Origin of the sequence: Streptomyces sp. NPDC020299 (assembly GCF_044387825.1) — a bacterium.
Taxonomy (GTDB): domain Bacteria; phylum Actinomycetota; class Actinomycetes; order Streptomycetales; family Streptomycetaceae; genus Streptomyces.
Genome location: NZ_JBIRWL010000001.1, coordinates 839,905 through 851,713, shown reverse-complemented (window position 1 = coordinate 851,713; position 11,809 = coordinate 839,905). Strand labels below are relative to the sequence as shown.

At 73.0% G+C, this 11,809-nt stretch carries 11 protein-coding genes and 2 pseudogenes; 12 read left to right on the top strand and 1 reads right to left on the bottom strand.

Going from position 1 to position 11,809, the window contains the following annotated elements; translation table 11 throughout:
- Window positions 1–12: 12 nt before the first annotated feature.
- Window positions 13–906, top strand: coding sequence for a dihydrodipicolinate synthase family protein (locus tag ACH45E_RS04000; RefSeq protein ID WP_361435388.1), 894 nt, complete (start codon window positions 13–15; stop codon window positions 904–906).
- 9 nt (window positions 907–915) lie between these two features.
- Complete coding sequence (locus tag ACH45E_RS03995) at window positions 916–2,175, top strand: MFS transporter (RefSeq protein WP_361435390.1); 1,260 nt, start codon at window positions 916–918, stop codon at window positions 2,173–2,175.
- A gap of 83 nt (window positions 2,176–2,258) precedes the next feature.
- On the opposite strand, the gene ACH45E_RS03990 is transcribed toward ACH45E_RS03995, so the two are convergent.
- Complete coding sequence (locus ACH45E_RS03990; RefSeq protein ID WP_361435392.1) at window positions 2,259–2,657, bottom strand: hypothetical protein; 399 nt, start codon at window positions 2,655–2,657, stop codon at window positions 2,259–2,261.
- A 226-nt stretch (window positions 2,658–2,883) separates the two neighbouring features.
- On the opposite strand from ACH45E_RS03990, the gene ACH45E_RS03985 reads away from it, so the two are divergent.
- The 10 genes and pseudogenes from ACH45E_RS03985 (at window position 2,884) to ACH45E_RS03940 (ending at window position 11,604) form a co-directional block, all read left to right on the top strand.
- Window positions 2,884–3,579 carry a response regulator transcription factor gene (locus ACH45E_RS03985; RefSeq protein ID WP_361435395.1) on the top strand — a complete coding sequence of 232 codons (696 nt, stop codon included), beginning with the start codon at window positions 2,884–2,886 and terminating at the stop codon, window positions 3,577–3,579.
- A 532-nt stretch (window positions 3,580–4,111) separates the two neighbouring features.
- A complete protein-coding gene (locus ACH45E_RS03980; protein ID WP_361435397.1) occupies window positions 4,112–4,744 on the top strand; it encodes a hypothetical protein in 633 nt (210 codons plus the stop codon).
- A 127-nt stretch (window positions 4,745–4,871) separates the two neighbouring features.
- The gene (locus ACH45E_RS03975; RefSeq protein ID WP_361435399.1) at window positions 4,872–5,777 is read left to right on the top strand and encodes a universal stress protein; all 906 of its coding nucleotides are present in this window, start codon (window positions 4,872–4,874) and stop codon (window positions 5,775–5,777) included.
- Window positions 5,778–5,805: 28 nt separating this feature from the next.
- On the top strand, window positions 5,806–6,828 hold the full coding sequence (locus tag ACH45E_RS03970; protein WP_361435401.1) for a zinc-dependent alcohol dehydrogenase: 1,023 nt from the start codon (window positions 5,806–5,808) through the stop codon (window positions 6,826–6,828).
- A gap of 5 nt (window positions 6,829–6,833) precedes the next feature.
- A complete protein-coding gene (locus tag ACH45E_RS03965; protein ID WP_361435403.1) occupies window positions 6,834–7,706 on the top strand; it encodes a universal stress protein in 873 nt (290 codons plus the stop codon).
- A gap of 3 nt (window positions 7,707–7,709) precedes the next feature.
- Window positions 7,710–8,063: pseudogene (locus tag ACH45E_RS03960) on the top strand (acetate--CoA ligase family protein); the annotation flags it as partial.
- Window positions 8,064–8,204: 141 nt separating this feature from the next.
- Entirely contained in the window at window positions 8,205–9,218 is a 1,014-nt protein-coding gene (locus ACH45E_RS03955; protein WP_361435405.1) for a 2-hydroxyacid dehydrogenase, read from the top strand.
- 356 nt (window positions 9,219–9,574) lie between these two features.
- A pseudogene (locus ACH45E_RS03950) lies at window positions 9,575–9,775 on the top strand (cytochrome ubiquinol oxidase subunit I); the annotation flags it as partial.
- A gap of 64 nt (window positions 9,776–9,839) precedes the next feature.
- Entirely contained in the window at window positions 9,840–10,190 is a 351-nt protein-coding gene (locus ACH45E_RS03945) for a hypothetical protein (RefSeq protein ID WP_361435407.1), read from the top strand.
- 208 nt (window positions 10,191–10,398) lie between these two features.
- On the top strand, window positions 10,399–11,604 hold the full coding sequence (locus tag ACH45E_RS03940; protein WP_361435409.1) for a globin domain-containing protein: 1,206 nt from the start codon (window positions 10,399–10,401) through the stop codon (window positions 11,602–11,604).
- The last annotated feature ends 205 nt before the right edge of the window (window positions 11,605–11,809 follow it).

Sequence of the window (11,809 nt, the reverse complement as noted above, 5' to 3'; positions counted from 1 at the left end):
GGAGGAGACCTCATGTTCCGTGGCCTCAGCGCCTTCCCCCTCACGCCCACCGACGAGCACGGCGTCGACGAGGCGGCGTACTCCGCGCTCGTCGCCCGGTCGGCGGCCGCCGGCGTGGACTCCATCGGCGCGCTCGGCTCCACCGGCGGCTACGCCTACCTCACCCGGGAACAGCGCGCCCACGCCGCGAAGATCGCGGTCGAGTCCGCCGACGGTGTCCCCGTCATGGTCGGCATCGGCGCGCTGCGCACCTCGCACGTCCTGGCGCTGGCCGAGGACGCCCAGGAGGCCGGAGCCGCAGCCGTGCTGCTCGCCCCGATGACGTATCAGCCGCTCACCGACGAGGAGGTGTTCGGCCTCTACGAGGACGTCAGCCGCGAACTGTCCGTGCCGCTGTGCGTGTACGACAACCCCGGTACCACGCGTGTGCACTTCAGCGACGAACTGCACGGCCGGATCGCCCAGTTGCCGAACATCGGCTCGATCAAGATCCCTGGTGTGCCCGATGGCCCGGCAGCGGCGAAGACACGTGTCGACGCGCTTCGGGCGCTGATCCCGGACACGGTGAGCATTGGTGTGAGCGGCGACTGGGCGGCGGCCCGCGGGCTGAACGCCGGGTGCGACGCCTGGTACTCGGTCCTCGGCGGCACCTTCCCGCGGACCGCTCTCGCCCTCACACGCGCCGCCCAGAGCGGTGACGCGGGCCGGGCGTCGGACCTGTCCGGCGAACTGGAGCCGCTGTGGGCGTTGTTCCGCCGCTACGGCGGCCTCCGCGTGATGTCGGCTGCCGCGTCCCACCTGGGTCTGACGGGGGAGCCGAACCTGCCGCGGCCCCTGCGCGGGCTGGACGAGGCCGCGCGTGAGGACGTCGCCGCCGCGCTCGGCGCCCTCGGGCTCACCGCCTGAGCGCGCGCCATGAACCATCAGCACCTCACGACCGAGCCGAACGCGGCCGGCGTGCCGTCCGCGCCCAGCGGGAGCAGGGGCGGGCTGGCGCGCTATGTCGTCGCCGCGGCCCTGGCCCGCACCGCCGACGGGGGAGCGGTCGTGGCCGTCGTCCTGCTGGTCACCTCGTCGGGCGGCTCTGGGATGCTCGCGGGCGCACTCGGTGCGTGCATCACCGCGCCGCATCTGCTCGGGCCCGTCGTCGCCCGCCCCCTGGACCTCGCGCACGACGGGCGCAAGGTCATCGCGACCGCATGTCTGCTGTACGCCGGCGCCCTGTCCGCGGGGGTACTGACCTACGCCCGTGCGCCCGCGCCGGCGACCGCGCTGCTGCTGGCCACGGCCGGCACCTGCGGCCCCCTGCTGACCGGTGGCATCAGCAGCCGGCTGCCCGCCATCGTCGGCCCGCGGTTGCGCACCCAGCGGCGCGCGCAGGGCTGGGACGTGGCCACCTACGGCATCGGCGGCACCGTCGGCCCGTCCCTCGTCGCTGCCCTGTCCGGCTCGCTCTCGCCCACCGCGGCGGCTCTCGCGCTCGCGGCCGGGGCGGGCGTGGCGGCAGGCTGCGTACTGCTTCTGCCCTTCGCGCCGCCGGCCCACGGCGGGGACAGGGCCGCGATCCTCAAGCCCGGGCCGACCCTCGCGCTGATGGCCCGCACCGGTCGTCTCCGGCGCACCGTCTACCTGACGACGATCGTCGCGCTCAGCGTCGCCGCGCTGCCGATCACGGCGGTGCACATGACGAAGATCCTCGGCGTCGAGACGCCGGCCGCGGCCGTTCTGACCGCCGCCTACGGCCTGGGCAACCTCACCGGCTCCTTGGTCGTCATGGCCATTCCGCTCACCGGCAGCCCGGACCGGTTGATGCGCCGCCTCGCCCTGGGCGTCGTCGCGGGCCTCGCCACGGTCACCGTGAGCCACACCTTCACCCTGTCCGTAGCCGCGTACGCGGGCACCGGCATCCTCAACGCCCTCTTCTTCGCCTCCACCCTCGCCGCCCGCACGGAGTACGCGCCGGCGGAGGCACGCGGACAGGTCTTCATCTGGGTGGCGGCCCTGAAAATCACCTCAGGATCGGCGGGCACCGCTCTGGCCGGTTCCCTCACGGGTCTGGACGTACGTCTGCCCCTCGTCCTCGGCATCACCGGGATCACAGCGGCCGTCCTGGCCGCCACGTTCGAGGAACGGGCCATCGGCAGGCTCACCGTCACGCGACGCGCACAGCCTTGACCGTCCCCGAACGGAAGCCGGTCCGGCTGATCCCGACTCGCAGGTGCTCGAGACCGGGCGGCCCGGCCGGGGGCCCTTGCCCGCTACTCCCGGCCGCTGTCGGCACGGCCGCCGCGCCACGGAGGCGGGGTGACCGACCTGCGGGCGTCCTCCCTGCGGTGCAGGACACGGTTCATCTGGCTGCGCAGCCGGTCGCGCAGCCGGTCCGCCAGTTCGTGTGCCGTGGCCTCCTGGGCATGCACGACCACGAGGGTGTTCCCCACGACGAGCTCGGCCCCGGCGGACCAGGGCCGCTCGGCGTGGTGTGCCACCGCCCTGGCGACCCTCACGGCCCCGTTCACGGCTGGAAGCCCGGGCCGGCCGAGGACCGCGTCGATCTTCTCCCGGAGGTAGGCGACGGCTTCCTCGTCCACATCGCCTTCCACGCGCACCTCTACCTCGACGGCGCCGGTGGCCTCGGTGCCGGTGTCCTTGGCAGTCATGTGCTCCACTCCTTCTGGTCGTTTCGCAGCGGCACCAGACTTCTGCGGGCACCGGTCCTGGCCCAGGGCTGTCAGGCCTCGTCAGCGGGGCCGTTGGGCCTTCACCGACGGGCCGTTTCGTACCCTGGCACCAGCGGTATCTCATGGCCGCGGGACACTGTGGGTGGACAAAGGGGCCGGCCGGCCCTGGCCCTTCGGCCCGGATACGAGACCAGGGAGCAGTTTGATGGCGGACAGCGAGCAGCCCGGCACCGGCGATCCGATCCGGGTCTTCCTCCTGGACGACCACGAGGTGGTACGGCGCGGAGTGCGCGACCTGCTGAACGACGAGCCGGACATCGAGGTGATCGGCGAGGCCGGCACGGTGGAGCAGGCACTGGTGCGGGTTCCCGCGTTGCGCCCGCAGGTGGCGGTGCTGGACGTCCGGCTGCCCGACGGCGACGGAGTGACCGTGTGCCGGGAGCTGCGGTCCCGCATGCCCGAGCTGGCCTGCTTGATGCTGACCTCCTTCGACGACGAGGAGGCCCTGCTGGACTCCATCATGGCGGGCGCGTCCGGTTACGTCCTGAAGCAGATCCAGGGCTCGGACCTGGTGTCCGCTGTTCGCACCGTGGCCGGCGGCCAGTCCCTGCTCGATGCCAGTGCCACCACCAAGCTGATGGCCCGGCTTCGCGGAGGCGGGCAGGAGGAGCAGCAGCAGCCGGACGGACTGCAAGGTCTGACCGAGCGGGAGCGGGAGATCCTGGCTCTGATCGGTGAGGGTCTTACCAACCGCCAGATCGGCCAGCGGCTGTACCTGGCCGAGAAGACGGTGAAGAACCACATCTCCCGTCTGCTGGCCAAGCTCGGCGTCGAGCGCCGTGTCCAGGCCGCGGTGATCGCCACCCAGGTCCAGGACCGGCAGCGGCAGGAAGGGCACTGAGCCATAGCGCCTGCTGGAAGCCGAGTACGACGGCCCTGGGGGTGATCGGCCCCGACGGCTGATCCGGCAGCGAAGACGGCCGCCGCCCCCGTGTCGGCGAGGGCGGCGGCCGTGGCGCGAGGATCGTTCCCCCCACTACGAGACTCGCGCGGAAGCCCTCGCGGCTCCTGGGGCGTGGGGGAGAACCACCCCGTCCCGAACGAGCCGTAAGGACATGGCACCGCCGGCCGGCCGGCATCGCGCCGTGAGCCCGGCCGCAGCTCCTGCACTCGATTGTCGGCTTCGGCACGGTGCTGACGACGGGCCGGCCGGACCATGCCGCGGACCGAACGGCCCATGGCCTGTGGCCAGGAGTACCGGGCCGCGCCGGCGCGCGAGGGCGGTTGCCGCCTCCAGCCCAACGGGCCCTGGGCGCAGGGACGTTCAGCCCAACGGATGGAGACCTTCGGCATCCGGCGTGGCGTCGGGCGTCGGACGAGAGTGAGCGACGTCAAGGAGACGACGTTCACACATCGCCGAAGGGATCACCATCATGGCCGTGCACGAGCACGCTCACCGGAGCCCGGGCTTACACCTGTCGGCGGCCTTCCGCTGGCACCGGACCGGCTCCGGCTCCGAGTCCGCGGTGCCGGAACGTCTCGGCACGCACGCCGCGCAGGCCTACGCCCTTGCTTCCCTGCGCGTCCTGACCGGGTTCGTCTTCCTGTGGGCGTTCCTGGACAAGACCTTCGGCCTGGGCTACGCGACCGCGTCCGGCAAGGGCTGGATCGACGGCGGGTCGCCGACGAAGGGCTTCCTCAGCTCCGTCGCCGCCGGGCCGATGGAGTCGACGTTCCACTCCTGGGCCGGCGCCACCTGGGCGGACTGGCTGTTCATGCTGGGCCTGCTCGGCATCGGTGCGGCCGTCATGGCCGGTGTGGCGCTGTGGCCGGCCGCGGTGGCGGGCACGGCGACGATGGCCCTGATGTGGATCGCCGAGTGGCCGCCGGCCAAGCACCTGTCGGACGGATCGCCGAGCATGTCGACGAATCCCTTCACCGACTACCACGTGATCTACGCGGTCGCGCTGATCGCCGTGGCGGCAGCGGGCGCGGGCGCCACCTGGGGCCTGGGCCGGCTGTGGGCGCGGCTGCCGATCGTCCGCGACCACACCTGGCTGCGCTGACCCGCACGCGGGGCCCATCGTCCCCGCTGAGGGACCAGCGGCCCCTGCCCTGAAGAACCCCTGAACACGACGCTGGAATCGGGTCTCCCCGAGTCCCCTCGGGGCCCCGATTCAGGAGGTGGAGAACATGCCCCGCACCATCACCGTGGGTCTCGACGGCTCGCCCGAGAGCCGCGCCGCCGCGGAATGGGCGGCCCGCGAGGCGAAGCTGCGCGGACTGCCGGTGAAGCTCGTCCAGGTCTGGGAGCCGGTACCCGAGCCCATGGCCCAGGCCCCGCTCCTCGGTGTCGAGACGCACCAGCACTGGACCGAGAGGATCCCCCGCGAGTCCGCCGAGGGCCTGCGGCTGCGCCACCCCGGCGTCGAGGTCAGCACCGAGCAGCTCACCGGACAGCCCGCCGAAGCCCTGGTCGGCGCGGCGAAGGAGGCCGAACTGCTCGTCCTCGGCGCACGCGGCCTGGGCGGGATCGGCGGCTTCCTGCTCGGCTCGGTCGGCCTCGCGGTCGTGGCGCGCACCGAGCGACCCGTCGTCCTGGTCCGCGCCGGAGAGCAGGCCGCGGACGAGCACGAGATGGACCCGGCGGGCATCCCCTCCGCAGCCACCGCCTTCCGTCCCGTCGTCCTCGGGCTCGACATCGGCAACCCCGACGACACGCTGGTCGGGTTCGCCTTCGAGGCCGCCGCACGCCGGAACGTGCCACTGCGCGTCGTGCACGGGTGGAACCCGCCGCCCTACTACGCCTACGGCATGGCTCTCGAGCCCGCGGTCGAGCGGGAGATGGCGAAGGGCGACGCCGTGGTCCTGAGCGAGGTGCTGCGCCCCTGGCGGCAGAAGTACCCCGACGTCGAGGTCGTCGAGCAGTCGCACTACGGCAGCCCCTCACTCCTCCTGATCGACGCCTCCCACGAGGCCTCCCTCGTCGTCGTCGGCCGGCGCGTCCGCCGCTCCTCCGTCGGCGCCCACATCGGCACCGTCACCCACGCCGTCCTGCACCACTCCACCGCCCCCGTCGCCGTCGTCGCCCACGACTGACGTACCCCTCCAGAGGAGAGAACAGATCATGAAGGCAGCGGTCGTACGAGCGTTCGGCGAGCCCCTGGTCATCGAGGAGCGCCCCGACCCCGAGCCCGGCCCCGGCCAGGTCCGCGTCCGCGTCGAGGCCTCCGGGCTGTGCCACACCGACATCCACGCCGCCCACGGCGACTGGCCGGTCAGGCCCGATCCGCCCTTCGTCCCCGGTCACGAGGGCGTCGGCACCGTCGAGGCCCTCGGCGACGGCGTCACCCACCTGACCGTCGGACAGCGCGTCGCCGTGCCGTGGCTGGGCAAGGCCTGCGGGCGCTGCGAGCACTGCCTGTCCGGGTGGGAGACGCTGTGCGAGCAGCAGATCAACACCGGGTACGGCTGCGACGGCGGGTACGCCGAGAAGATGCTCGCCTGGGCCGACTTCGCCCAGCCCGTGCCCGAGGGCGTCACCCCGTTCGACGCGGCCCCGCTGACCTGCGCGGGCGTGACCACGTACAAGGCCCTCAAGGTCGCCGACGTCCGGCCCGCACAACTCGTCGCGATCTCCGGCGTCGGCGGGCTCGGACACCTCGCCCTGCAGTACGCGAAGATCGCCGGAGCCACCGTCGCGGCCATCGACGTCACCGACGACAAGCTCGAACTCGCCGCGCGACTCGGTGCCGACCTCGTCATCGACGCCCGCAAGCAGGATGTCGGCGGGGAGCTGAAGAGGCACGGCGGCGCCCACGCGGCGATCGCCCTCGCGGTGAACCCGGCCGCGTTCGAGGCCGCGGGCTCCGGTCTGCGGCGCGGCGGCAAGCTCGTCATGGTGGCGCTGCCCGCGCACGGGACGATCCAGGTCCCGATCTTCGACACCGTCCTGGGCGGCACCTCGGTGATCGGCTCCATCGTCGGTACACGGCAGGACCTCGCCGAGGTCTTCCAGCTCCACGCCGCCGGCCGCACGAAGGTCATCTACGAGACCCGCCCGCTCGCCTCCGTCAACGAGTCCATCGACGCCGTGCTGCGCGGCGAGATCACGGCCCGGATCGTCTTCGACCTGGGCGCCGGACGGTGACGACGATGGAACTGCCCCTGGTCGTCGGCGTCGACGGTTCCGAGCCCAGCCTGCGCGCCGTCGACTGGGCGGCCGACGAGGCCGCCCTGCGGGGGCTGCCGCTGCGGCTGGTGCACGCCTCGCTGTGGGAACGGTACGAAGGCACGTCGCTCGCGAAGGACCTCGGCAAGCCCTCCGAACAGGTGATGGCCGAGGACATCGTCGAGACCGCCGCGCGCCGTGCGCACAGCCGCCAGGCCGACGTGCAGGTCACCACCGACGTACTGCCCGAGGAACCCGGGTACGTGCTGGTACGGGAGAGCCGCACCGCCTCCGCCATGGTCCTGGGTTCACGCGGCCGCAGCGGCATGGCCGAGGCACTTCTCGGCTCCGTCAGCGTGACCGTGGCGGGCCACGCGCACTGCCCCGTGATCGTGCTGCGCGGCAGCCACGACAACCGGGCCGTACCCGGCAGGCACGGCCACGTCGTCGTGGGCGTCGGCGAGAAGCAGGCCGACGCGGCGGCGATGCGCTTCGCCGCCGAGGAGGCACGGCGCCGAGGCGTGCCGCTGGAGGCGGTACGGGCCTGGCGCTGCCCCGCGCACGAGACCACCGACCACCCCCTTCTGGCCGGTGAACCGGCCCGGCTGCACGAGGAGCGGGCCGCGGAGGTGCTGCAAGCGGCTCTGCGGGGCATCCCGGACGGCGTCGAGGTGCACCGGCGCACCGTCGAGGGCCACGCCCGCCAGGTGCTGCTCGAGGCCTCGGCCGGCGCCGACCTGCTCGTCGTCGGGGCCCGGCGCCGCGAGGGCCACTACGGCCTCCAGCTCGGCCGCGTCGCCCACGGGGTGCTCCACCACGCCGCTTGCCCCGTCACCGTCGTACCCCAGCAGGCGTGAGGGGACGAGGTCTTCGGCCCGCTCGTGCTGTTCGGGCTCGGCGGCACCGCCACCGAGGTCCCCGGTGACCACGCCGCACGGCTTGCCCCGCTCACCGACCACGATGTGCACGACCTGATCACCGCGCCGCGCTGCGCCCCGCTGCTGTTCGGAGCCGGCGGCAGCGGGCCGGCCGATCTCGAAGGCCTGGAGCGGCTGCTGTCGCGCCTGTCCCGCATGGCGGCCGACCTGCCGCAGCTCGCCGAGGTCGACTTCAACCCCGTGCTCGCGACCACGGCCGACGTCTCGGTACTCGACGCGCGGGTGCGGCTGGTGCCGCGCAGGCCCCAGGACCCCTGTCTGCGCCGGCTCCGCTGACGACCGGTCAGGTCATCACGGACACTGGGCTCGCCGTGGCTCCGGGACGACGGGGCCACCCCTCGGAGCCGATCGGCCCTCTTTCCTTCCGCGTTCCCGGCCTACGGTGGGAGTGATCACCGATCGACGGGAGGAGAGCAAGTGGACATCGTCGGGTATGGCGTCCTCGCGGACGAGGAGCCGCTGCTGAGGGAAGCGTTCGACGAGGCGTTCGCGGGCCGGCACGAGCTGCGGTGTCTGGGGCTGTTCCTGGACGGGGACACCGTCCCGACCGCCGCGGGCCACGAGGTGGTGCTCAGCAGCGTCAACGACACCCTGGACGCCGGAGTGCTGCGCTCGCTGGCCAAGGGCGGCACCCGGCTGATCGCCCAGCGGTCCACCGGCTACAACAACATCGACCTGACCGCCGCCAGGGAACTCGGGCTCACGGTCGCCCGGGTCTCGTACTACTCGCCGTACTCGGTCGCCGAGTTCGCCTGGACCCTGGCCCTGGCGGTCAACCGCCGGATCGTCCGGGCCGCGCACCGCACCCGCGAGTTCGACTTCCGGCTCGACGGGCTGATGGGCCGGGACCTGCGCGGCCGGACGGCCGGCGTGGTGGGCACCGGAAAGATCGGCGCCGCGTTCGCCCGGATCGCCCACGGGTTCGGGATGCGACTGCTGGGCTGGGACGTCGCGGAGAACCCCGACTGTCTCGCCCTCGGCATGGAGTACGTCCCCCGCGAGCGGCTGTTCGCCGAGGCGGACCTCGTCAGCCTGCACGTGCCGCTGCTCCCTCAGACCCATCACCTCGTCGACGCCGAGGCCCTCGCGCTGATGAAGGACGACGCCGTCCTGGTCAACTCCAGCCGCGGCGGACTGGTGGACACCGACGCCCTGCTGGAGACGCTGCGCGCGGGCCGGCTCAGCGGGGTCGGCCTCGACGTGTACGAGGAGGAGGCCGGCGTCTTCTTCCTGGACAAGTCGCTGGAGGTGATGACCGACGAACGCCTCGCGAGGCTGATGACCTTCAGCAACGTCCTGATCACCTCGCACCAGGCCTATTTCACCCGGGACGCCGTCGGGCAGATCGCCCGGACCACCGTGGCCAACATCGAGGACTACTTCGCCGGCCGCTCCGGTGACGACGTGCTCGTCCGCCCCGAGACGCCCTGATCTACGTCTGCTCCCCCCGACGCGACGTGAAGCCGCGACGTGAAGCCGCGACGTGAAGAGAGGCCGTTGGACCCCATCCGGCACCCGTCCCGGAGCTGTTCGGCCCCGTCCCGCCCGGGTACCCCTCGGACGATCATGAGGCGGCGGCCGGGAAGAGGCCAGGCCCATACCCGCACCACGGCACTTCCCGGCTCGTCGTCGACACGGCAGAAGGGGAGGGCACCGTCCGGTGGACCAGGCACAGATACACAAGGTGGGGACCGCACGGCCGAGTGCCGGGGCCGCCGTGGCCCCAGGGACGACCGGACGGGCCGTACGGCCGTCGTGGACGGAGTGGCTGACGACCACCGACCACCGAGGTGGACGACCCGTGGGGCTACGGCCGTTCGCTGGAGTGGGCGACCTCCTGTCCGTCTCCGCGCCACAACTTCGTCTCCCTCCCGCGCATCCGCAGCGAGTCTCCCGCGTTCGACCTCCACCACCCGGAGATCGCGGCGCTCGAAGAAGCGGCGAGGTGGACCATGGCGCAGGCCGTCCTCGCTCTGGGGGCCGCGGCGGCCTGCCTCAGTGGCTGGACCACGACCGGGATCACCGCAGTGGTGGACACCTTCCGGCGCGGCGGTGGCCGGCACCGCTGTCACGGTGGGCCTTCGGGCCGGCGCGGCCGTGCAGCGCCGCCGCGAGATGCGCGAGGCCGCACGCGACTGGGCGGCGCTCGGCCACGATCGGCAGCCATTCGACACCGACCGTGCCCGGAGCGTCGTCGCCGTGCTCATCGGCATCGGGCCGGCTGTCGCCGTAGCCGCTCTCGGGGCGGTCGCGGAGCGCGAACAGGGCGTGGGCCGGTGGTGGATGGTCGCGGTCGTGTCCTGCGCGGTGGTCGGAGTGTTCCTCATCCTCGCGGGCGTCTACGGACGGCCGCTCCGACAACGCCGCCCCGCCGGGCGGCCTCGGCCACCCAGGAACGCCTGACTGCCTGGTCGGCACGCCTGACCGGTCGTCACGCGCCTGCCGGATGCACCGGGACCGGGCCGACGGGCCCAGTTCGATGGGGCGGTTCGGCCCTATCGCGGGTGACGGCCGCACCGGATGATCGATGTGCCGGTCGGACCCGCACCACGGATCCCGGCTGTGGCGGTGAACGCCGCCCCTCAACCTCTTCACATCTCAGGGGAGTTCCATGCTTTCGCCCGAGTCGGCCGCTGTCGTCCGTGCCACCCTGCCCGCTGTCGGCGGTGCCCTGGACGAGATCACCACACGCTTCTACGGCAGCATGTTCGCGGAGCAGCCCGAGCTGCTGGACGGCCTGTTCAACCGCGGGAACCAGGCCAGCGGTGAGCAGCGTCGGGCGCTGGCCGGATCCATCGCGGGCTTCGCCCAGGCCCTGCTGGCCGACCCCGACGCCCGCCCGGACGCGCTCCTCGCCCGGATCGCCCACAAGCACGCGGCGCTCGGCGTCACCGAGGACCAGTACACGATCGTCCACAAGTACCTGTTCCGCGCCATCGGCGACGTGTTGGGTGAGGCGGTCACCCCGGAGGTGGCCGCGGCCTGGGACGAGGTGTACTGGCTGATGGCCGGCGCGCTCATCGCCCAGGAGGCCCGCCTCTACCAGGAGGCCCAGGTCGACCCGCGCGAGCCGTGGCGGCAGTGGACCGTGGTGGAGAGGCGTGAGGAGACCCCGGACGTGGCCTCCTTCCTGCTGCGCCCGGCCGACGACGGGCCCCTGCCCCAGGCGCGTGCCGGTCAGTACGTGAGCGTACGGGTGCGCATGCCCGACGGCATCCACCAGACCCGCCAGTACAGCCTGTCCAGCCCTCCCGGCGACGGCCTGCGACGCATCACCGTCAAGCGGGTGGCGAGCGTCGCCGACGCCCCCGAGGGCGAGGTCTCCAACCAGCTGCACCGGACCGTACGAACCGGCGACCAGCTCACCCTGTCGGCCCCGTTCGGAGACGTGGTCCTCGACGACGCCGACACCCCGCTGCTGCTGGTCTCCGCCGGCATCGGCTGCACCCCGATGGTCGGCATGCTCGAACACCTCGCCGCCACCGGCTCGACCCGCCGGGTGCGGGTCCTGCACGCCGACCGCTCCCCGGCCGACCACGCCCTGCGCGCCGACACCCGACGCCTGGCGGAACAACTGCCCGAGGCACGGGCGGAGTTCTGGTACGAACAGGACGCGGCCGAGGAACCCGGCTCGCACGCCGGGCTGATGGACCTCGCCGGCCTGGACCTGCCCGCCGACGCCGACGTGTACCTGTGCGGCTCGCTCCCCTTCATGCGCGCCGTCCGCACCCAGCTGCTCCAGGCCGGCATCCCCGCGCGCAGCATCCGCTACGAGGTCTTCGGCCCCGACCTGTGGCTCGCCCACGCGGAAGGCTGAACCGCGCAGAGGCCGTCCTGGTGGCCTGCGTGGCCTTCGAGATCAGGGGATCTTGGCGACGGTGCGCAGTACGGGCGCGTCCTCGCGGGCCTCCAGGCTGTGCCGGGCCACGCAGTACCAGCACCGTCGCCTCGCCGGGGTACCCGTGCTCGGCCAGAGCGGTGCCGGAGCGCAGGGCGAGCGCCGCGGCCGGCGGAGGAGGCCG